Origin of the sequence: Amnibacterium sp. CER49, from assembly GCF_029846255.1 — a bacterium.
Classification (GTDB): domain Bacteria; phylum Actinomycetota; class Actinomycetes; order Actinomycetales; family Microbacteriaceae; genus Amnibacterium.
This window is the reverse complement of the sequence record NZ_JARVWQ010000002.1, coordinates 122579-143135: the sequence shown is the minus strand read 5'-3', so window position 1 is coordinate 143135 and position 20557 is coordinate 122579. Positions and strand designations below refer to the sequence as shown.

17 protein-coding genes and 1 tRNA gene are annotated in these 20557 nt (G+C 72.4%); 7 read left to right on the top strand and 11 right to left on the bottom strand.

The features are described from left to right. Positions 1 to 19: 19 nt before the first annotated feature. Entirely contained in the window at positions 20 to 2110 is a 2091-nt protein-coding gene (gene uvrB / locus QDR37_RS10660; RefSeq protein WP_279713734.1) for an excinuclease ABC subunit UvrB, read from the bottom strand. A 174-nt stretch (positions 2111 to 2284) separates the two neighbouring features. Between uvrB and QDR37_RS10655 the strand changes: the two genes are divergently transcribed. From QDR37_RS10655 to QDR37_RS10645, 3 genes are all read left to right on the top strand, one after another. Continuing rightward, the gene (locus QDR37_RS10655) at positions 2285 to 3721 is read left to right on the top strand and encodes a glycosyltransferase (protein WP_279713733.1); all 1437 of its coding nucleotides are present in this window, start codon (positions 2285 to 2287) and stop codon (positions 3719 to 3721) included. 111 nt (positions 3722 to 3832) lie between these two features. After that, positions 3833 to 6598 carry a CDP-glycerol glycerophosphotransferase family protein gene (locus QDR37_RS10650; protein WP_279713732.1) on the top strand — a complete coding sequence of 922 codons (2766 nt, stop codon included), beginning with the start codon at positions 3833 to 3835 and terminating at the stop codon, positions 6596 to 6598. Positions 6599 to 6711: 113 nt separating this feature from the next. Further along, entirely contained in the window at positions 6712 to 7572 is an 861-nt protein-coding gene (locus QDR37_RS10645) for an EamA family transporter (RefSeq protein ID WP_279713731.1), read from the top strand. Positions 7573 to 7583: 11 nt separating this feature from the next. Here QDR37_RS10645 and coaE read toward each other — a convergent pair whose 3' ends face one another. From coaE to QDR37_RS10630, 3 genes are all read right to left on the bottom strand, one after another. Next, the gene (coaE, locus tag QDR37_RS10640; RefSeq protein ID WP_279713730.1) at positions 7584 to 8177 is read right to left on the bottom strand and encodes a dephospho-CoA kinase; all 594 of its coding nucleotides are present in this window, start codon (positions 8175 to 8177) and stop codon (positions 7584 to 7586) included. 75 nt (positions 8178 to 8252) lie between these two features. Next, positions 8253 to 9692, bottom strand: a complete 1440-nt coding sequence (gene rpsA, locus QDR37_RS10635; protein WP_279713729.1) for a 30S ribosomal protein S1 — start codon at positions 9690 to 9692, stop codon at positions 8253 to 8255. Positions 9693 to 9936: 244 nt separating this feature from the next. Beyond that, positions 9937 to 11592: a DUF885 domain-containing protein gene (locus tag QDR37_RS10630; RefSeq protein WP_279713728.1), complete on the bottom strand. Its 1656-nt coding sequence runs from the start codon at positions 11590 to 11592 to the stop codon at positions 9937 to 9939. Between the two features lie 143 nt (positions 11593 to 11735). Between QDR37_RS10630 and QDR37_RS10625 the strand changes: the two genes are divergently transcribed. Then, on the top strand, positions 11736 to 12551 hold the full coding sequence (locus QDR37_RS10625; RefSeq protein ID WP_279713727.1) for a class II glutamine amidotransferase: 816 nt from the start codon (positions 11736 to 11738) through the stop codon (positions 12549 to 12551). A gap of 18 nt (positions 12552 to 12569) precedes the next feature. Here QDR37_RS10625 and QDR37_RS10620 read toward each other — a convergent pair whose 3' ends face one another. The 5 genes from QDR37_RS10620 to polA all read right to left on the bottom strand — a co-directional run bounded on the left by QDR37_RS10620 (position 12570) and on the right by polA (position 17830). Then, positions 12570 to 12839 carry an HPr family phosphocarrier protein gene (locus tag QDR37_RS10620; RefSeq protein WP_279713726.1) on the bottom strand — a complete coding sequence of 90 codons (270 nt, stop codon included), beginning with the start codon at positions 12837 to 12839 and terminating at the stop codon, positions 12570 to 12572. Between the two features lie 40 nt (positions 12840 to 12879). Next, the gene (locus tag QDR37_RS10615) at positions 12880 to 13329 is read right to left on the bottom strand and encodes a PTS sugar transporter subunit IIA (protein WP_279713725.1); all 450 of its coding nucleotides are present in this window, start codon (positions 13327 to 13329) and stop codon (positions 12880 to 12882) included. A 4-nt stretch (positions 13330 to 13333) separates the two neighbouring features. Further along, a complete protein-coding gene (locus QDR37_RS10610) occupies positions 13334 to 13642 on the bottom strand; it encodes a PTS lactose transporter subunit IIB (RefSeq protein WP_279713724.1) in 309 nt (102 codons plus the stop codon). A gap of 114 nt (positions 13643 to 13756) precedes the next feature. Then, positions 13757 to 14986, bottom strand: a complete 1230-nt coding sequence (locus QDR37_RS10605) for a PTS mannitol transporter subunit IICB (protein WP_279713723.1) — start codon at positions 14984 to 14986, stop codon at positions 13757 to 13759. Between the two features lie 168 nt (positions 14987 to 15154). Continuing rightward, positions 15155 to 17830, bottom strand: coding sequence for a DNA polymerase I (gene polA, locus QDR37_RS10600; protein WP_279713722.1), 2676 nt, complete (start codon positions 17828 to 17830; stop codon positions 15155 to 15157). Positions 17831 to 17887: 57 nt separating this feature from the next. On the opposite strand from polA, the gene QDR37_RS10595 reads away from it, so the two are divergent. After that, positions 17888 to 18310, top strand: a complete 423-nt coding sequence (locus QDR37_RS10595; protein ID WP_279713721.1) for a hotdog fold thioesterase — start codon at positions 17888 to 17890, stop codon at positions 18308 to 18310. A 562-nt stretch (positions 18311 to 18872) separates the two neighbouring features. Continuing rightward, complete coding sequence (locus QDR37_RS10590) at positions 18873 to 19421, top strand: hypothetical protein (protein WP_279713720.1); 549 nt, start codon at positions 18873 to 18875, stop codon at positions 19419 to 19421. 79 nt (positions 19422 to 19500) lie between these two features. On the opposite strand, the gene QDR37_RS10585 is transcribed toward QDR37_RS10590, so the two are convergent. After that, entirely contained in the window at positions 19501 to 20100 is a 600-nt protein-coding gene (locus QDR37_RS10585; RefSeq protein WP_279713719.1) for a response regulator, read from the bottom strand. Positions 20101 to 20152: 52 nt separating this feature from the next. On the opposite strand from QDR37_RS10585, the gene QDR37_RS10580 reads away from it, so the two are divergent. Continuing rightward, positions 20153 to 20233, top strand: a tRNA-Leu gene (locus QDR37_RS10580). Between the two features lie 11 nt (positions 20234 to 20244). Here the strand turns inward: QDR37_RS10580 and QDR37_RS10575 are convergent. Beyond that, complete coding sequence (locus QDR37_RS10575; RefSeq protein ID WP_279713718.1) at positions 20245 to 20454, bottom strand: hypothetical protein; 210 nt, start codon at positions 20452 to 20454, stop codon at positions 20245 to 20247. Positions 20455 to 20557 lie beyond the last annotated feature (103 nt).

Here is a 20557-nt window from a genome sequence, read left to right as displayed (position 1 = left end):
GCCGAGCGCATCCCGGGGGTCAGGGCACCAGGTGTCCCGCCTTCTCCATCTGGCGCAGCTCGCCCTTCAGCTCCGAGAGCTCGTCACGGAGCCGGGCGGCGAGCTCGAACTTCAGCTCGTTCGCGGCCTGCAGCATCTGCTGGTTGAGGTCGGCGATGATCGACTCGAGCTCGGCGGCGCCGTTGGCGGCGAGGCCCGAGCGTCCCGAGCCGCGGAGCGCCGGCACCGGCGACTTGCCCTTGCCGCCGCCGCCGCTCGCCGCGAGCATGCGGTCGGTGTCGGCGGCCTCGCGGACGAGCTGGTCGGTGATGTCGGCGATGCGCTTGCGCAGCGGCTGCGGGTCGATGCCGTTCACCCGGTTGTACTCGACCTGCTTCTCGCGGCGCCGGTTCGTCTCGTCGATCGCCTGCGCCATCGACGGGGTGATCGTGTCGGCGTACATGTGCACCTGGCCCGACACGTTGCGGGCGGCACGGCCGATCGTCTGGATCAAGGAGGTCGACGAGCGGAGGAAGCCCTCCTTGTCGGCGTCGAGGATCGCGACGAGCGACACCTCGGGCAGGTCGAGGCCCTCGCGGAGGAGGTTGATGCCGACGAGCACGTCGAAGACGCCCTGCCGCAGCTCGGTGAGCAGCTCGACGCGGCGGAGCGTGTCGACGTCGGCGTGCAGGTAGCGCACGCGCACCCCCGCCTCGCCGAGGAAGTCGGTGAGGTCCTCCGCGCTCTTCTTCGTGAGGGTGGTGACGAGCACGCGCTCGTCGCGCTCGGCGCGCTGCCGGATCTCCTCGAGCAGGTCGTCGACGCGGCCCTTCGACGGCTTGATGACGATCTCGGGATCGACGAGGCCGGTGGGCCGGATGATCTGCTCGACGACGCCGTCGGCCATGCCGAGCTCGTACTTGCCCGGGGTCGCCGAGAGGTACACGGTCTGCCCGACCCGGGCGGAGAACTCGTCCCAGGTGAGCGGCCGGTTGTCGAGCGCGGACGGGAGCCGGAAGCCGTGCTCGACGAGGGTGCGCTTGCGCGACGCGTCGCCCTCGTACATGGCGCCGATCTGCGGGACGGTGACGTGCGACTCGTCGATGACCGTGAGGAAGTCGTCAGGGAAGTAGTCGAGCAGGCAGTTGGGCGGCTCCCCCGGCATGCGGCCGTCGATGTGCCGCGAGTAGTTCTCGATGCCGTTGCAGAACCCGATCTGCTCCATCATCTCGAGGTCGAACGACGTGCGCATGCGCAGCCGCTGCTCCTCGAGCAGCTTGTTCTCGCGCTTCAGCGTGCCGAGCCGGTCGCCGAGCTCGTCGCGGATCGTGCCGATGGCCCGCGTCATGGTCTCGGGGCTCGCCGCGTAGTGCGTGGCCGGGAACACCGAGACGGCGTCGAGTCGGGCGATCACGTCGCCGGTGAGCGGGTGCAGCGAGTAGAGCGCCTCGATCTCGTCGCCGAACATCTCGATGCGGATCGCGTGCTCCTCGTACACGGGGATGATCTCGATCGTGTCACCGCGCACCCGGAAGCGCCCGCGGGAGAAGTCGATGTCGTTGCGCTGGTACTGCATGTTGAGGAACCCGCGCACCAGCGCGTCGCGGCTGATGCGCTGACCGACCTGCAGCGCGACCATGGCGCCCACGTACTCCTCGGCCGCGCCGAGGCCGTAGATGCAGGAGACGGTGGAGACGACGATCACGTCGCGCCGGCTGAGCAGCGAGTTGGTGGTGGAGTGGCGCAGGCGCTCGACCTCGGCGTTGATCGACGAGTCCTTCTCGATGAAGGTGTCGGTCTGCGGGACGTACGCCTCGGGCTGGTAGTAGTCGTAGTACGAGACGAAGTACTCGACCGCGTTGTTCGGCATCAGCTGCCGGAACTCGTTCGCGAGCTGGGCGGCGAGGGTCTTGTTGTGCGCGAGCACGAGGGTGGGCCGCTGCACCGCCTCGATGAGCCAGGCCGTGGTGGCCGACTTGCCCGTGCCGGTCGCGCCGAGGAGCACGATGTCGGGCTCGCCGGCCTTGACCCGCCGGGCGAGCTCGGCGATCGCGTGCGGCTGGTCGCCGCTCGGCGTGTAGTCGCTGACCACCTGGAACGGGCGGACGGCGCGCGTGGGGGTCCTGCTCATGGATCAACGGTACGCACGTGCACCGACAGCGCTGCGCGGATCCCTACGTCCTCACCGTCGGCTCCGGCCGGAGCCCGCTCCGGCGTGTCGAGCCGGCGCCCGCCCCCCGTTGGGGTGTCCTGGAGCGGCAGCGGCGGGCACCCGGTCCGCCCGCGCCCACGCCCGAGGACCACCATGAGCACGAGCCCGCAGCCCGACCGCGCCGGACGGGTGACGCTGAGCCTCGTCGTGCCCCTGTACGACGTCGAGCGCTACCTGCCCGATCTGCTCGACTCGATCGCCGCGCAGGAGCCCGGACCGTACGACCTGCAGTGCGTCTTCGTCGACGACGGCTCCCCCGACGGCAGCGCGGACCTCGTCGAGCGGTGGATCGACGAGGCGAGGCCCGCGGGCGTCGACGCCCTGCTGATCCGGCAGGCGAACGCCGGCGTCAGCGCGGCGCGGAACCGCGGTCTCGCCGCCGCGACCGGCGAGTGGGTCGGCTTCCCCGACTCCGACGACGCGCTCGGCGAGCGCTGGTGTGCCGAGGTCGCGGCGTTCGTGCTCGAGCACGGCGACGCGGCGACCGCCGTCGCGACGAACCTCGTGAAGCACATCGAGGCCGAGGGCCGACTGCTCGACAACCACTCGCTGCGCTTCAAGTTCCAGGACGGCGCACGGGTCGTCCGCCTCGCCGACGAGCCGCACTTCCTGCAGATGCACGCCGCGTCGACGTGCTTCCGGCGCGCCGACCTCGAGCGCTCCGGCATCCGCTTCCTCCCCGGCCTGCACGCGTCCGAGGACGCGCTGTTCGTCGCCGACGTGCTCGCCGCCGCACCCGATCCGGCGCTCGGCGTCGTGCCCGGCGCGGTCTACCGCTACCGGAAGCGCGCGAGCGCCGACTCGGCCGTCGACCGCTACCGCACGCGCGCCGAGACCTGGTTCGAGCGCTTCGACCTCGGCTACCTCCCGGCGCTCGCCCGCCTCGCCGCCGAGCGGGGACATGTGCCCGCGTGGTTCCAGAACCAGGTGCTCTACGAGCTGAAGTGGCTGCTCGTCGCCGAGGAGCGGGAGGCCACGAAGGCGCACGTCCTGACCCCCGAGCAGCGCGTCGCGTTCCTCGGCCGGGTGTCGTCGGTGCTCGCGCACATCGACGACGCGCTGATCCTCGACTACCGCGTCACCCCGCTGAACCGCGAGACGCGCGCGCTGCTGCTCGCCCTGAAGGGCTCGCCCGTGCCGCCGCTGCCGCTGCTCGCCCGCGGTGCACGCGGCACGGTCGAGGTGCGATCGCTGTTCGTCGGGCGGGCGCCCGAGGAGGAGGTCGTGGTGCGCGGCCGGGTCGTCCGCCCGCTCGGGACGACCGCGGCGCCGCTGCACCACTTCGACCAGACGCTCGTGCAGGAGCGCCGCACCGTCCTGCCGGCGACGCGCCGCGCCGAGGTCCGCCTCGACGGGGAGCGGTTCGACCTCGCGCTCCCCCGCCTCCGCGACCCGCTGCCGGTCCGGGGGCTGCGGCTGCTGCGGCGCACCGCGGGCCGGGCGCTGCGACGGGTCGCCCCCGCCGGACGCCGCCGCGGAGGGCGCGACACTCCGCTCCGGATGCCGGGCGTCCGCGACATCGTTTCTTAGCATCCACTGACCCCCGAACGGGGGGCTGGACGGTCGGGCCGTCCGACCCGCCCCTGGTCGCTCCGGCATCGGCGCCGGACGCGTCCTCCTCCCGCATTGGAGCACCCGTCCTTGCCAGCACCCCTCGTCAGCGTCATCGCACCCATGTACGGCGTGGAGCGCTACCTCCCGGACTTCCTCGCCTCGATCGAGGCGCAGACGGTCGGCCTCGACCGGCTCGACGTCGTGCTCGTCGACGACGGCTCCCCCGACGGCTCCGCAGCGCTCGCCGAGGCGTTCGCCGCGCGGCATCCCGGGTCGGTGCAGGTGGTCCGCAAGGAGAACGGCGGCCAGGCCTCGGCGCGCAACGCCGGGATCGAGCGCGCCCGCGGCGACTGGCTCTGCTTCCTCGACCCGGACGACGTGATCGAGCCGCAGCTCTTCGCCGAGCTGTTCGCGTTCATGGAGCAGACCGCGCACCTCGACATCGCGCTCTACGCGGGACACGTCGTGTTCTGGGACGAGGTCACCGGCGAGATCGCCGACACGCACCCGCACGGCTTCCGCTTCAAGTCGGGCAACACGGTGGCGAACCTCGCCGCGCGGCCGAACTTCATCCACGGCCAGCTGCTGTCGAGCCTGTTCCGCGCCGACATCGTGCGCGACCACTCGATCCGCTTCGACGAGCGCCTGCGCTCCGCGTTCGAGGACGGCAAGTTCGTCGCCGAGTACCTGCTCCTCGCCGACGAGCCGACGCTCGGCCTCGTCGACCGGGCGGTCTACCGCTACCGGAAGCGCGCCGACGGCAGCTCGACGAACCAGAACTACCGGTACGACCCGCGCACGTACACCGACGTGCCGCGGTACGGCTACCTCGAGCTGCTGCGGACGGCGCGCGAGCAGCGCGGCAGCGTGCCGCACTGGCTGCAGAACCTCGTCGCCTACAACGTGTTCTGGCTGTTCAAGATGGACTGGCCGGAGAACCGCATCTCCCGCGCGGTCGACCAGGCCGTGCTGGACGAGTTCGCCCGCATCATGCGCGACGTCGTCGGCTACCTCGAGGACGAGGTGATCTTCGGCTTCGACATGATGGCCGTGCCCGGCTGGATGAAGCAGGCGCTCGCGCACGGCTACCGCGACGAGCCGTTCGTCGACCGGGTCACCGTCTCCGCGGTCGACGACCGCCAGGACCTCGCCCGCCTCGTCTACTACTTCGGCGGCCCGCTCCCCTCCGAGCGCTTCTGGTCGCACGGCCGGTCCGCGGAGCCGAGGCACTCCGCCGTGCGCCCGGTCCGCCTCGTCGGCACCGTGCTGCTGAAGGAGCGGATCGTCTGGATCGACTCGGCCGGCCAGATCCGCGCCCGCCTGAACGGCGCCCCGGTGCGGTTCGCGAACTGGAGCCGCTCGGGGGTGAGCGACTACAAGCTGCGGGTGCCGGACATCCGGCGAATCGCCCGCCGTACCGCCGATGCCACCCCGGCGCGCTTCCGCCAGCAGACGCGGCCGACTTGGCGCCTCGCCGGCTCCGTCGTCAAGCGCGCGCTGCTCGGTGCGATCGGCTGGGGCCGTCGCGAGCTGTCGCTGCACGGCATCAAGGACATCCTCACGTGGCTCGCGCTGCGCTCGCCGGTGGTGCGCGCGCGCTACGGCAAGGCCTGGCTGCTCATGGACAAGAACAACGAGGCCGGTGACAGCGCCGAGGAGCTGTACCGCTGGATCCGCGCGAACCACCCCGGCCGCAACGTCTGGTTCACGCTCGACAAGCGCAGCAGCGACTACCGGCGGCTGCAGCGCGACGGGTTCCGGATCGTGCCGTTCCGCTCGTTCCGCTGGCTGCTGCTGATCCTCTCCGCGACCGTGGTCGCGTCGAGCCACGCTGACGCCTACGTGACGAACCCGCTCGATCGCCGGCGCTTCGGGCCGCCGCAGTTCCGCTTCGTGTTCCTGCAGCACGGCGTCATCAAGGGCGACCTCTCGCCGTGGCTCAACCGCAAGTCGATCGACATGATCGTCGCGTCCACCGAGCCGGAGTACGGCTTCCTCGCGGGCGACACCCCCTACGCGCTCACCACGAAGGAGGTCCGGCTCACGGGCCTGCCACGGCACGACGCGCTGCGGCGCCGGAGCGCCGCGATGCCCGAGTCGGCGGTGCGCGACATCCTCATCGCGCCCACGTGGCGCGAGCACCTCGTCGGCAAGGCACGCACCTCGTCGACGGACCGTCACCGCAACGCCGACTTCATGCGCAGCGAGTACGCGCAGGCCTGGGGCGACGTGCTCCGCTCCCCCCGGCTGCTCGAGCTCGCGCGCCGCGGCGGGTACCGGATCGTCTTCCTGCCGCACCCGAACATCCAGCCGTACCTCGACGAGTTCGACCTGCCGAAGCAGATCGTGCTCGGCCGGTACGGCGACATCGACGTGCAGGACGCGGTGATCCGCTCGGCGGTCCTCGTCACCGACTACTCGTCGATGGCGTTCAACGCCGCCTACCTCGAGCGGCCGGTCGCGTACTTCCAGTTCGACGAGCGGGAGTACATCGCGAACCACACCGAGGGCCCCGGCTACTACGACTACCGCACGGACGGCTTCGGTCCCGTGGCGACCACCGCGGACGAGCTCGTCGCGGGCATCGAGTCCGTGCTCGAGGACGCCGACGTGCGGCGCCGCTACGCCGAGGTCGCCCGGCGCACCTTCCCGGTGCGCGACGGCCGCAACAGCGCCCGCGTCTACGACGCGATCCTCGACCTCGGACGCCCGGTGCCGCGCGCGGTCGCGCACACCCGCGCCGTGCCCGAGACGTGGGCGGCGCTGACGGGCACCGCGCCGCGGCCCGCGATCGAGCGCGTGCGCGACGAGGCGTCGGACGACCGCGAGCGCGTGCTCGCCGGACGGGCGTAGCGCCTCCTGCTCCCCGAGTGCGCCGGCGGGTCCCGTCGGCGCACTCGGTCGTCCGGCTGCCGCGGCTATCGTGAGCGGTGGCGGGCCTCCGCCGGACCGAGGGGGCTGCAGCCATGACGAGCGCGGACGGGCGGCGCCTGCGCATCGCGGGGGTCGTCGGCAGCGCCTCGTCGGTGCAGGTCGGCGCCGCGATCGGCGCGACCGTGTTCCCGCTCGTCGGACCGTTCGGCGTCGCCGCGATGCGCCAGCTCGTCTCCGCCGTGACGCTGCTCGCGATCGCCCGGCCGCCGCTGCACCGCATCGGCCTGAAGCGCCTGACCCCGGCGCTGCTGCTCGGCGTCGTCCTCGTCGGGATGAACACGACGCTGTACGCGGCGGTGGAGCGGATCGGGCTCGGTCTCGCCGTCACCGTCGAGTTCCTCGGGCCCCTCGCCGTCGCGCTCGCCGCGTCGCGTCGCGCTGTCGACGCCGCGTGCGGGGCCCTCGCGCTCGCCGGCGTGGTCGTCCTCACGGGAGCGGTCGGCGGGCCGGCGCCGGACCCGGTCGGCCTGCTGCTCGGGCTCGGCGCGGCTGCGCTCTGGGCCGCCTACATCGTGCTCAGCCGCGTCGCCGGTGCGCTGCCGGGCGTCACCGGCACGGCCGTCGCGGGCCTCACGGGCACGGTCCTCACGCTGCCCGGCCTCGTCGTGCTGCTGCTCGGGCTGCCACCCGCGCAGGCCGGGCACGTGCTGCTCGTCGGCGCCATCACGGGCGTGCTGTCCTCGGCGCTGCCCTACTCGCTCGACCTCGTGATCCTGCGCACGCTGCCGGCGGGCCTCTTCGGGATGCTGCAGAGCGTCCACCCCGTCGCCGCGGCCGTGTTCGGTCTGCTGGTGCTCGGACAGCGGCTCGACGCGCTGCAGGTCGCCGGCATCGCCGCGGTCTGCCTCGCGAACGTCGCCGCGGTCGCGGCCCACCGCGGTCGCGGGGGCTGACGCGCCGCGGATCAGCCCTGCAGGCGCGCCCAGAGCGCGTCGACCTGCGCGAACGTGTCCGCGAGCGTGCCGGAGGTGTCGACGACGTCGGTGGCGAGCGCGCGGCGGGCGTCGTCGTCGAGCTGCGCGGCGATCCGCGCGCGGGCGTCGTCCTCGGCCATCCCCCGGAGCGTCACCAGGCGGCGCACGCGGACCTCGACGGGGGCGTCGGCGACCACGATGCGCTCGAACTCGCCGGTGCCACGGGCGTCGAGCAGCGGCACGTCGTAGACGACGACCCGCTGCGGGTCCTGCTCGAGCGCGGCGCGGAACAGGGCCTGCGAGCGCTCGACGACGGCGGGATGCACGATGCCGTTCAGGCGGTGCCGCGCGTCGGGATCCGCGAACACGATCCGGCCGAGCGCGGGCCGGTCGAGGCGCCCGTCGGGCAGCAGCATCCCGTCCCCGAACGCCTCGGCCACCGCCGCGAGCGCCGGCTCACCGGGCTCGACGACCTCGCGGGCGAGCACGTCGGCGTCGACCACCGTCGCGCCGAGCTCGGCGAACCGGGCCGCGATCGTCGACTTGCCCGACGCGATGCCGCCGGTGAGCGCGAGGAGAGGCACCGCGCCAGCCTAGGGAACGCCGAAGGGCGGCTCCCGGGATCCGGGAACCGCCCTTCGGGTGGTGTCGCTACCGCGTCAGCGGCTCGTGAGCCGCTCGCGCAGCGCGGCGAGGGACTCGTCGTCCGCGAGACGGCCGGACGAGGCCGAGTCGCTCGAGTACGTGCCCGCGGTGCCGGCAGCGGCCTCGTCGGCCTGCTGCTTGGCGATCTGCGCCTTGTGGGCCTCCCAGCGGGCCTGCGCCGCCGCGTACTCCTGCTCCCACTTGTCGCGCTGCTCCTCGAAGCCCTCGCGCCACTCGTTGGTCTCGGGGTCGAAGCCCTCGGGGTACTTGTAGTTGCCCTGCTCGTCGTACTCGGTGAGCATGCCGTAGAGCGCCGGGTCGAACTCGGTGCCCTCGGGGTCGACGCCCTCGTTCGCCTGCTTGAGCGAGAGGGAGATGCGGCGACGCTCGAGATCGATGTCGATGATCTTGACGAAGACCTCCTCGCCGACCGACACGACCTGCTCCGCGAGCTCGACGTGGCGGCTCGAGAGCTCGGAGATGTGGACGAGGCCCTCGATGCCGTCCGCGACGCGCACGAACGCGCCGAACGGGACGAGCTTCGTGACCTTGCCCGGCGCGACCTGGCCGATCGCGTGGGTGCGGGCGAAGACCTGCCACGGGTCCTCCTGCGTCGCCTTCAGCGACAGGGAGACGCGCTCCCGGTCGAGGTCGACCTCGAGCACCTCGACGGTGACCTCCTGGCCCACCTCGACGACCTCGCTCGCGTGCTCGATGTGCTTCCAGCTGAGCTCGGAGACGTGCACGAGCCCGTCCACGCCGCCGAGGTCGACGAACGCGCCGAAGTTGACGATCGAGGACACGACGCCCTTGCGGACCTGGCCCTTGTGCAGGTTGTTGAGGAAGGTGGTGCGGCTCTCGGACTGCGTCTGCTCGAGCAGCGCGCGCCGGGAGAGCACGACGTTGTTGCGGTTCTTGTCGAGCTCGAGGATCTTGGCCTCGAGCTGCTGGCCGAGGTACGGCGTGAGGTCGCGGACGCGGCGCAGCTCGATGAGCGACGCCGGCAGGAAGCCGCGGAGGCCGATGTCGACGATGAGGCCGCCCTTGACGACCTCGATGACGGTGCCGGTGACGACGCCGTCCTCCTCCTTGATGCGCTCGACGTCGCCCCAGGCGCGCTCGTACTGGGCGCGCTTCTTGGAGAGGATCAGGCGACCCTCCTTGTCCTCCTTCTGGAGGACGAGGGCCTCGACGGTGTCGCCGACGGTGACGACCTCGTTGGGGTCCACGTCGTGCTTGATCGAGAGCTCGCGCGAGGGGATGACGCCCTCGGTCTTGTAGCCGACGTCGACGAGGACCTCGTCGCGGTCGATCTTGACGACGGTGCCCTCGATCAGGTCGCCGTCGTTGAAGAACTTGAGGGTCTTCTCGACCGCGGCCAGGAAGTCGTCCGCAGATCCGATGTCGTTGATCGCGACCTGCTTGGGGGCCGAGGCGGTCGGTGTGAGAGTCATGTAGTGGTTGCTTCCGGATGGGGTGTTCGGGCCGGGCGCACAGGCTCGTCCGAGCCTTCCCGCGACCGGCGGATGGAGTTGTGCGGGCGACCCGACGGATCGACCGGCCGCACGGAGGCGGCGGACCGCGCGCGCAGAAGCGGGCGGACGGCTGCCCAGTCTAGCCGACCCGTGCAGATCGGTACCCGGGCTGTTTCACCGTGATACGGAACGCGCCGAGGCGCCGCAGGATTCCCGAGCGGGGTCAGGGCACGAGCGCCGCGCGCAGCGTGTCGAGCCCGACGCCGCCCATCGCGAGCGCGTCGCGGTGGAACGCCTTCAGGTCGAAGCGGTCACCGCTCCGCCGTCGCACCTCGTCGCGCACCTGCTCCCAGATGCGCTGCCCCACCTTGTAGGAGGGCGCCTGCCCGGGCCAGCCGAGGTAGCGGTTCACCTCGAAGCGGAGGAAGCCGTCGGCCATGTGCACGTGCTGCCGGAAGAAGCCGAGCGCGCTCTCGGCGTCCCAGATCCCGCCGCCGTCGGGCCGGGGCTTGCGCAGGTGGATGCCGAGGTCGAGCACGACGCGGGCGGCGCGCATCCGCTGCCCGTCGAGCATGCCGAGGCGGTCGCCGGGGTCGTCGAGGAAGCCGAGGTCCGTCATGAGCCGCTCCGCGTACAGCGCCCAGCCCTCCGCGTGGCCGGAGGTGCCCGCGAAGCGTCGCCAGGTGTTCAGCTCCGCCTTGTTCGCGACCGCGGTGCCGAGCTGGAGGTGATGCCCGGGCACGCCCTCGTGGTAGACGGTCGTCGCCTCGCGCCACGTGTTGAACGCGGTGACGCCCTCCGGCACCGACCACCACATGCGCCCGGGGCGCGAGAAGTCGTCGGAGGGCGACGTGTAGTAGATCTCGCCCGAGGTCGTCGGGGCGATGCGGCACTCGAGGCGCCGGAGCGGCTCGGGGATGTCGAAGGCGGTGCCCGCGAGCGCGGCGATCGCGGCATCGCTGCGCTGCTGCATCCACTCGCGGAGCCGCTCGGTGCCCTCGAGCCGGCGGCCCGGGTCGTCGTCGAGGGCGGCGATCGCGTCCTCGACGCTGCCGCCCGGCACGATCCCGCGCGCGATCGCCTCCTGCTCGCGCACCATGCGGTCGAGCTCCTCGATGCCCCACTCGTAGGTCTCGTCGAGGTCGACGGTCGCGCCGAGGAACGCGCGGGAGGCGAGCGCGTAGTGCTCGCGGCCGACCGCGTCCTCCGGCGTCGCGGCGGGGGCGAGCTCGTCGCTGAGGAAGCGCGCGAGCCCCTGGTAGGCGTCCGCGGCGGCCTCCGCCCCGGCCTCGAGGTCGCGCCGCAGCCCCTCGTGCCGGGTTGCGCCCCTCGCGGCGAGCGACCGGAAGAACCCGTCGGCGGCGGCGTGACCCGAGACGTCCTCGGCGACGAGCCGGACCTGCCGCACGGCGGGCACGACGCCGCGGCGGATCCCCTCCCGCAGCGTCGCCACGAAGCCGTCCACGGCGCCCGGCACCGCCGCGAGGCGCTTCGCGATGGTCGCCCAGTCGTCGTCGGTCTCGTCGGGCTCGAGGTCGAGCACGTCGCGGATGCTCTGCGCGGGCGACGCGATCACGGCGAGGTCCCGCAGGTGCAGCCCGGCCTCGTAGCGCTCCACGGCGAGCCCGAGCTCGCGGCGCAGGTCGAGCAGCGTGACCTCGTCGACGCGATCGGCCGGCTGCGCGCCGTCGAGCTCGCGGAGCGCCGCCCGGGCCGCGTCGGCCCGCGCGGCGTGCCCGTCGGGCGACAGGTCGCCGTAGCGGCCCTCGTACCCCGGGCGGCCGAGCCAGACGGCGTACTCGGGCTCGAGCTCGACCTGGCGGTCGACGACCTGCTCGGCGATCGAGTCGATGTCGGTCGGGGTCCGCGAAGCGCTCACCCGATCGACCGTACTCCCGGGCCCGTGGCGGGATCGGCGCCGTGCGGCGCGGACGCCCGGCATCCGGGCGGTGCCGTCGTAACGTGGACGGGGTCCGCGATCGGGCCGCGACACCGCGGCCACCACGACGAGGAGACCGCCCTTTGTGCCGACTGCTCGGGCTCGCCGCCCGCACGCCCACCACCGTGACCGCCGCGCTCGGCCGGGACGGCAGCGCCGTCTTCCGCAGCATGGCCCGGCTGCACCGGGACGGCTGGGGCACCGCGTGGCACGGGCCGGAGGGTCTCGAGGCGTCCCGGGTGCCCGGTGCGGGGCACGTCGACCCGGTGCTCGAGCGGATGCTCGAGCGCGACGCCGCCGCCGCCCGCCTCGTGCACCTGCGGCTGGCCACGCGCGGCATGGCCTGCACCGCCGACAACACGCATCCGTTCACGGACGACGGGCTCGCCTTCGCCCATAACGGCTCCGTCCCCACCGACGGACCGCTCGAGCGGCTCGTCTCCCCCGCGCGGGCCGCCGGGCTCACCGGCACCACGGACAGCGAGCGCTACTTCGCGGCGATCCGCTCGCGCATGGACGAGGGCGCGTCGGCCGTCGAGGCGGCGGCCGCCACCGCCGCGGCGCTGCGGGAGGCCTTCCCGACGCGGAGCGCCAACGCGCTCCTGCTGACGCCACGGGAGCTCATCGCGGTGCACGCGAGCGACGGCGTGCCGGTGCCGCTGCACGAGTTCCGCGCCAGCGGGCTCACGAGCGCCGAGCTGCCGCGGCACCACGAGGAGGGCTACTACCTGCTGCGCTGGCGCCGCACGGAGGAGGGCGGCGTGCTCGTCGCCTCGACGGGGCTCGACCCGGCTGGTTGGGCGGCGCTGCCCGCGGAGTCGGTCACCCGGATCGATCTCGCGACGCTCGACCTCGAGACGACGCCGCTCGCGGCGGAGGCGGCCCGGCTCGTCGCCTGATGGGCGCCCCCGGCGCGGCTACTCCTTGTCGAGGTCCGTGCTGAGCAGCTGGACGAGCGAGTCGAGGGCCGCGTCGGCGCCGTCGCCGTCGGCCGAGAGCGTGACCTCCTCGCCGTGCCCGATGCCGAGCGACAGGATGCCGAGGATGCTCGCGGCGTTGACGCTCTTGCCGGCCTTCGTGGTGAGGGTGACGGGCACCCCCGCCTTCGCGGCGGCCTGGCTGAACAGCGACGCCGGCCGGGCGTGCAGCCCGACGCTCGAGGCGACGGTCACGGTGCGCTCTGGCATGGTCCTCCCCTAGCTGAACGGCGATCCCGGACGGGTCGCGCTAGTCCTCGTCGGGCGTCAGCAGGTCGTACACCTGCTGGGCGTCCGTGGCCGAGCGTAGCCGCTCCGCCTTGGCCGGATCGAGGAGGATCTCGGCCAGCTGGGACAGGATCGCGACGTGTCCGCCGCCCGCCGCGGCGATGCCCACGCAGACCCGGACGTCGTTGCCGTCCCAGTCGACGCCGTCGGGGAAGCGGAGCACGACGAGCGCGTCGCGCTTCACCGACTCCTTGCCCGCGAGCGTGCCGTGCGGGATCGCGACGCCCTCACCGACGAAGGTGGAGACGCTCTGCTCGCGCTGGAGCATGGCGTCGACGTAGGTCTCGTCGGCGGCGCCCACGGCCACGAGGGCCTGACCGCACTGCCGCACGGCGTCGAGCCGGTCGGTGGCGGTGCAGTCGAGGCGGATGGACTCCTCCTGCAGGAGGTCGGTCAGTGCAGCCTGCGCCATCGGTTCAGACCTCGACGCTCGTGCCGTCCTGGATGGCCTTCACGATCTTCGCGACCTTCGGGTCTCCGAGGAACAGCTGGAACGGCACGACCGGCACGTCGGGCACGACGCCGCGGGCGCGGTCCGCGAGACCGGCCTGGGTGACGACGAGGTCGGCGTCCGCCGGGATGTGCGCGACCGGCGAGTGCTCGACCGTCACGCCGTTCTTCTTCAGCTGCTTCTTCAGCTGTCCGGCGAGCATCACGCTGCTGCCCATACCGGCGTCGCACGCCACGATCAGCTTCTTGATGCTCGACCCGTCGATCGTTGTCATGGTCTCGTTCCGCCCCTTCGCTCGGCTGGTTCCGAACACTACTCCGGCGGGAACGGCGAAGGCCGGGCGAGGGATCGCTCCCCCGGCCCGGCCTCCTCGAGGTCGTCGGTGCGCTCAGGCGCCGGCGACCGCGGTCTTCCGGCCCTTGTTGCGGGCGTTGGTGGCGTTGGCCTCGTCGAGGTCCATCGCGGTCTTCTCGTTGCGGCCGAAGCCGAGCAGCAGGGAGCCGACGACGAACGACACGATCGCGGCGACCAGGATCCCGATGATGTTCACGAGGATCTTCTGGGGCGGCGACACGAGGATGTAGGCGATGATCGAGCCCGGCGACGCCGGCGCGATCAGGCCGCCGTTCAGCAGCACGAACGTGGCGACACCGGCGGCCCCGCCGAGGATCGCGGCGATGATGAGGATCGGCTTCATCAGCACGTACGGGAAGTAGATCTCGTGGATGCCGCCGAGGAAGTGCACGACCATCGCGGACGGCACCGTCGGGCGCACGGCGCGCGGGCCGAACAGCATCATCGCGGTGAGGATGCCGAGGCCCGGGCCGGGGTTCGACTCGATCATGAACAGGATCGAGGTGCCGCCGCCGTGCGCCTGCTGGGCGCCGAGGGGGACGAGCACGCCGTTGCCGATGGCGTTGTTCAGGAACAGCACCTTCGCCGGCTCGACGATGATCGACGCGAGCGGCAGCAGCCCGGTCTTCACGAGGAAGTCGACCACCGTGCCGAGGCCGGTGTTGACCGCGATGATGAGCGGGCCGAGCACGTAGATGCCGACGACCGCCATCGCGCCGCCGATGATGCCGGCGGAGAAGTTGTCGACGAGCATCTCGAAGCCGGAGGCGAGCTTGCCGTCGACCACCCGGTCCCAGAGCTTCAGGATCAGGGCCGTGAGCGGGCCCATGATGAAGCCGGCGAGGAAGTTCGGGCCGAGACCGGTGATGTCCTTCGGCGCCGCGAGGCCCGCCGGGGCGAGGTGCAGCGCGACCGGGGCGACGACGGCGCCCATCGTGGCGATGGCGCCGACGACGGCGCCGCGCTGACCGTGGACGAGGCGGCCACCCGTGTAGCCGATGAGGATCGGCAGCAGGAAGACGATGATCGGCCCGACGAGGGTGCTGATCTGATCGGCCGCGGCGACCGTGCCCGTCGCGGGCACCGCGTGCACCGCGCGCGCGATGAGGTTGATCCAGCCGTTCTGGATCGTCAGCGCGGTGATGAGACCCCAGGCGATGAACGCACCGAGGTTCGGCATGATCATGCCGGCGAGGAAGGCGCCGAAGCGCTGGACAGCCGCTCTCGGGCCCGTGCCCGTGACTGTCGGTGTGTAGGCGGACATGGGTCCTGAGTTACCCCTTTGGCGGAGCCGGATCGGAAGGCGGATGCGTCAGGCAACGGGACGGTCCCCGTCGACCTCGACGTAGTGAACACTGCACCGCCGACAAGGTCAACAGCGCGTTCGACGCGCCCGGAGCGCGCTCGCAGCCCCCGTTCCGGGGGTACCCGGTCAGTGCGCGGCGGCGTCCCAGTCGTGCCCGAAGCCGACCTGCACCTCGAGCGGCACCCGCAGCGTGGCCGCGGCGGCCATCCGCTCGCTGACGATGCGCGCGAGCTCGTCGTGCTCGCCCTCCGCGGCCTCGATGACGAGCTCGTCGTGCACCTGGAGCAGCATGCGGGAGCGCATCCCGTGCTCGCGGAGGTCGGCGGCGACACCGATCATCGCGAGCTTCATGATGTCGGCCGCGGTGCCCTGGATCGGCGCGTTCAAGGCCGCGCGCTCGGCGTTTCCGCGGAGCACCCGGTTCGGGCTGTTCAGGTCGGGGAACGGCCGCCGCCGACCGAAGATCGTCTCGGTGTAGCCGTCGACGCGGGCCTGCTCGACGACGTTGCGGAGGTAGTCGCGCACCCCGCCGAAACGCTCGAAGTAGCCGGCCATGAGGTCCTCCGCCTCGCGGCGGTCGATGCGCAGCTGCTGCGCGAGCCCGAACGCCGAGAGGCCGTAGGCGAGGCCGTACGACATCGCCTTCACCTTCGTGCGCATGAACGCCGTGACCTCGGCGGGCGGCACCCCGAACACCCGGGAGCCGACGAAGCGGTGCAGGTCCTCGCCAGAGTGGAACGCCTCGATGAGCCCCGCGTCCTCGGAGAGGTGGGCCATGATGCGCATCTCGATCTGCGAGTAGTCGGCGGTGAGCAGCGCCGGGTACTCCTCCCCCGCCACGAAGGCCGCGCGGATGCGCCGGCCCTCCTCGGCGCGGATGGGGATGTTCTGCAGGTTCGGGTCGTTCGACGAGATGCGGCCCGTCGTCGTGCCCGTCTGCACGTAGGTCGTGTGGATGCGCCCGTCGGACGAGATGCCGCGCTGCAGGGTCTCGAGGATCTGCTTCAGCTTCGACGCGTCGCGGTGCTGCAGCAGCACGTCGAGGAACGGGTGCGGGTTCTTCGCCTGCAGGTCGAGCAGCGCGTCGGCGTCGGTGGAGAAGCCGGTCTTCGTGCGGCGGGTGCCCGGCATGCCGAGCTCGCCGAAGAGCACGTCCTGCAGCTGCTTCGGGGAGCCGAGGTTCAGCTCGTGCCCGACGATGAGGTACGCCTCGTCGGCGAGGTCGGCGATGCGGGCCGACAGCTCGGCGTTCAGGGCGTCGAGGGCGCCGGCGTCGACCGCGACCCCGGCGCGCTCCATCTGCGCGAGCACGCGGAGCGTCGGCAGCTCGATGTCGCGGAGCACCTGCAGGGTGCGATCGTCGATGCCCTCCTTCAGCGCGTGCGCGGCACGGAGCACGTACCACGCGTGGGTCGGCGCGGGGCTGGCGCCGTCGAGGTCGGCGACGAGCTGGTTGGGGTCGGTCTCGGGCAGGCGCTCCTGCAGGAACCGGTCGACGACGTCGGCGAGCGACTTGTCCTGGCCGCTCGGGCGCAGCAGCCACGCGGCGAGCACCGTGTCGAACGCGACGCCGTCGAGCGGGAGCCCGTTCGCGGCGAGCACCTTGAGCTGGCTCTTCGCGTCGTGGAGGAGCTTCGGCGCCGCCGGGTCGGCGAGCCACGCCTCGAGCGGCGCGTAGTCGCGGCGGCCCGCCTGCCAGGGCAGGTCGACGGTCTCGTCGGCGCCCGCGACGCCGATGCTCACGATCGTGCTGCCCTGCGCCTCGATCTGCAGGCCGAGGCCCTCGGGGTGCGCGGCGCGCATGCGCTCGAACCACGTCTGCAGCTCCTCGTCGAGCAGCTGCTTCGGCTTCGGCGCGGGCGGCGCCGCGTCGGCGTCGTTCTCGGCGACGGGCGCGGAGCCGGCCGCGCCGCCGCCCTCGAGCTTCAGCACCCGGTCGAGCAGCGTGCGGAACTGGAGCCGCCCGAACACCTCCCGGACGGCGTCCTCGTCGATCGGGCGCCGCACGAGGTCCTGCGGCCCGACGGGCAGCTCGACGTCGGTGAGCAGCCGGTTGAGCCGGCGGTTGCGCTCGGCGTTGCCGCGCTGCTCGCGGAGGTTGTTGCCGACGACGCCCTTGATCTCGTCGGCGTGCTCGAGGAGGTTCTCGAGCGAGCCGTACTGGGTGATCCACTTGACGGCGGTCTTCTCGCCGACCTTGTCGATGCCGGGGAGGTTGTCGCTCGTCTCGCCGACGAGCGCGGCGATCTCGGGGTACTGGTACGGCTCGATGCCGTAGCGCTCGCGGACCCGGGCCGTGTCGTAGCGCGTGAGCTCGGAGACGCCGCGGACCGACGGGTAGAGCAGCGTGACGTCGTCGTTCACGAGCTGGATCGTGTCGCGGTCGCCGGAGACGACGAGGACCTCGAAGCCCTGCTCCTTCCCCTGCGTCGCGAGGGTGGCGAGGATGTCGTCGGCCTCGAAGTCCTCCTTCGTGACCGTGGGCACGTTCATCGCCTTGAGGGCCTCCTGGAGCAGGGGCACCTGGCCCTTGAACTCCGGCGGCGTCTCGTTGCGCGTGCCCTTGTACTCCGGGTACTCGCGGCTGCGGAACGAGAAGCGCGAGATGTCGAAGGCGACCGCGAGGTGGCTCGGCCGCTCCTTCTGCAGGAGCAGGAGCAGCATCGACAGGAACCCGTGGATCGCGTTCGTGTGCTGCCCGTCGGAGGTGGTGAAGCTGTCGACGGGGAGGGCGTAGAACGCCCGGAACGCGAGCGAGTGCCCGTCGACGACGAGCAGCGTAGGCTTCGAACCGTCCGGCACCCGGCCAGCCTAGTGAGCGGGTCCGACCCCCTCCGGCCGCCCGAGGAAGGTCCGTCCGTGCTGCTGCCCGAAGGTCTCGACCCGGAGCTCGTGGCGCGCCTGGTCGAGTCGGGCGGGGGCGAGCTCGCGGTGAAGATGGGCATCGAGTTCCTCGAGATCGGCGCCGAACGCTCCGTCGCGCGGATGCCCGTCGAGGGCAACCGGCAGGTCGTCGGGCTGCTGCACGGCGGCGCCCACGTGGTGCTCGGCGAGTCGCTCGGCAGCGTCTCGTCCGCGGTGCACGCGGGTCCCGGCCGCTACGCGGTGGGCATCGAGATCAACGCGACGCACAGCCGCGCCGCGACCTCCGGCGTCGTGACGGCGACCTGCGAGGCGCTCGTGCTCGGCCGCACGCTCTGCACGCACCAGACGGTGATCCGCGACGAGCAGGGCCACCGCCTCTCGACCGTGCGCATGACGAACCTCCTCCGCGACAGCTGACGCACCCTCCTCCCCGCCGCCTCGAAGCGACCCGAGTCGCGACTCGAGTCGGTCCCCCGTCGTCACGTCGCAGTTCGCGTCGCTCCCCCGGCGCGATTCCGACGCCGAGTGCGACTGGATCCGCTCCGCAGCGCCCTGTGGATGAGCGACGTCGCGGCGGCGCCCCTGTGAACAGCGCGGTCGCGAGGGCGCCCGCAGGTCACCATCACCCGATGCGACGACCCGCACCGCTCCCCGAACCCCTGCGCTCAGCCCCCTTCTCCTCCGGCGAGGCGCGGGGCGCGGGTCTCGACAAGAACCGGCTGCGACGTCGTGACCTGCACTCGCCGTTCCGCGGCGTGCACACGCTCGCGCCACCGGAGACGTTGCTCGACGCGTGCTCCGCCTACGCCACGCGCATGCGTCCGGGCCAGGCGTTCAGCCACACCACGGCAGCGCAGCTGCTCGACCTCCCGCTCCCCCGGACGCTCGAGACCGCGACACCGCTGCACGTCGTCGCGGTGCGCCCGCGGAGCCGCGAGCGGCCGGCGTCGTCGGGCACCGGCTCGCGCGGCAGCCGCGCGTGGTGGAGGCCCGCGGCCTGCCCGTCTGCGCTCCGGAGGAGGTGTGGTGCCAGCTCGGCTCGATGCTCACCGTCGACGACCTCGTGGTCGCCGCCGATGCACTGCTGCACATGGCCGACGGCCGGGCCGACGAGTGGCGCACGGCGCTGCGAAGCGCTCTCGACGAGGGGCGGTGGGCGGGTTCCCCGGCCCTGCGTGAGGCGCTCGCGTTCACCCGGCCGAGGTGCTGGCCGCCGGGTGAGACCCGCATCCGTCTGCTGCTCCTGCGAGCAGGCCTGCCCGAGCCGGAGCTCAACGGGGTCATCGTCGGCGACGACGGGTCCTTCCTGGGCACCGCGGACCTGGTCTGGCGAGATCGGAAGGTGCTGCTCGAGTACGAGGGCGCCCGGCAGGGCTCCGACGAGGGCCGGTTCCGCTCCGACGTCGAGCGGTACGAGCGGTTCCGCGATGCCGGCTGGATCGTGCTGCGCGCCACGGCCGACGACCTCCGCACCGCGGCTCGCCGCGCGGCCCTCGCGCGACGGGTCGCGCGCTACGTCCTCGGTTGATCAAGGACCGGTCGCACGTCGAGTCGCTCAGAGCTCGCGATTCCGACGCGAACTGCGACCCCCGAAGGCCCCGGAGCGGCTACTTCTTCGGCGCGAGCTGCTCGATGACCGCCTGGGCCACGTCGTGCATCGTGAGGCGGCGGTCCATCGAGGCCTTCTGGATCCAGCGGAACGCCTCGGGCTCGCTGAGGCCCATCTTCTCGTTCAGCAGACCCTTCGCGCGGTCGACCAGCTTGCGGGTCTCGAAGCGCTCGACCATGTCGGCGACCTCGGACTCGAGGGCGACGATCTGCGCGTAGCGGGCCAGGGCGATCTCGATGGCGGGCAGCAGGTCGTTCGGCGTGAACGGCTTCACCACGTACGCGAGCGCACCCGCCTCGCTCGCCTGCTCGACGAGCTCCTTCTGGCTGAACGCGGTGAGGAGCACGACGGGTGCGATGTGGTCCTTCGTGAGGCGCTCCGCCGCCTTGATGCCGTCGAGCTGCGGCATGCGGATGTCCATGACGACCACGTCGGGCCGGAGCTCGGTCGCGAGCTGGACCGCCGTCTCACCGTCACCGGCCTCGCCGATCACGTCGAACCCGTTGTCCCGCAGGATCTCGACGATGTCGAGCCGGATCAGGGACTCGTCCTCCGCGACGACGACGCGGCGGGGCGCGCCGGTTGCGTTCTCTGCCACGGCACCGAGCCTAGGGTATGGACCACGCCTCCCGGCTCGGCCGGGAGCGCGGGCCGGTGTGGCGGAATGGCAGACGCGGGGCACTCAAAATGCTCTGTCGCGAGACGTGTGGGTTCGAGTCCCACCACCGGTACTGCGCCAGGGCTAGTCCCCGCGTCGCGCTCCGGGGCGACGGCTCACCGACGGACGCCGCGGCGCCCTCCTCCGCGCCGACCTGCGATGCCGAGCCGGCGACTTGCGCGGTGTGCGGCGATCGGCGATGCGGATGGCGCGACCGATCGCGAGCGCGAGCACCACGCTCAGCGACAGCCACCCCGCGATCACCGCGAGCAGCACCGTTCCCCCGACCGGCATGCCATCAGGATGCCACCTGTGGAACGGTCGGTCTACACATGTCCCCCTGACGGGGGGCGACGGGGTACGGCCCTCATCCCTTCGGCCCTACGGCTCGACGTCA

Excerpts from the sequence above, each read along its gene's own strand:
- QDR37_RS10645 (WP_279713731.1), top strand. The coding sequence starts at position 6,712 with ATGACGAGCGCGGACGGGCGGCGCCTGCGCATCGCGGGGGTCGTCGGC.
- QDR37_RS10655 (WP_279713733.1), top strand. The coding sequence starts at position 2,285 with ATGAGCACGAGCCCGCAGCCCGACCGCGCCGGACGGGTGACGCTGAGC.
- QDR37_RS10605 (WP_279713723.1), bottom strand. The coding sequence starts at position 14,986 with ATGTCCGCCTACACACCGACAGTCACGGGCACGGGCCCGAGAGCGGCT.
- QDR37_RS10610 (WP_279713724.1), bottom strand. The coding sequence starts at position 13,642 with ATGACAACGATCGACGGGTCGAGCATCAAGAAGCTGATCGTGGCGTGC.
- QDR37_RS10615 (WP_279713725.1), bottom strand. The coding sequence starts at position 13,329 with ATGGCGCAGGCTGCACTGACCGACCTCCTGCAGGAGGAGTCCATCCGC.
- QDR37_RS10575 (WP_279713718.1), bottom strand. The coding sequence starts at position 20,454 with ATGCCGGTCGGGGGAACGGTGCTGCTCGCGGTGATCGCGGGGTGGCTG.
- uvrB (WP_279713734.1), bottom strand. The coding sequence starts at position 2,110 with ATGAGCAGGACCCCCACGCGCGCCGTCCGCCCGTTCCAGGTGGTCAGC.
- rpsA (WP_279713729.1), bottom strand. The coding sequence starts at position 9,692 with ATGACTCTCACACCGACCGCCTCGGCCCCCAAGCAGGTCGCGATCAAC.
- QDR37_RS10620 (WP_279713726.1), bottom strand. The coding sequence starts at position 12,839 with ATGCCAGAGCGCACCGTGACCGTCGCCTCGAGCGTCGGGCTGCACGCC.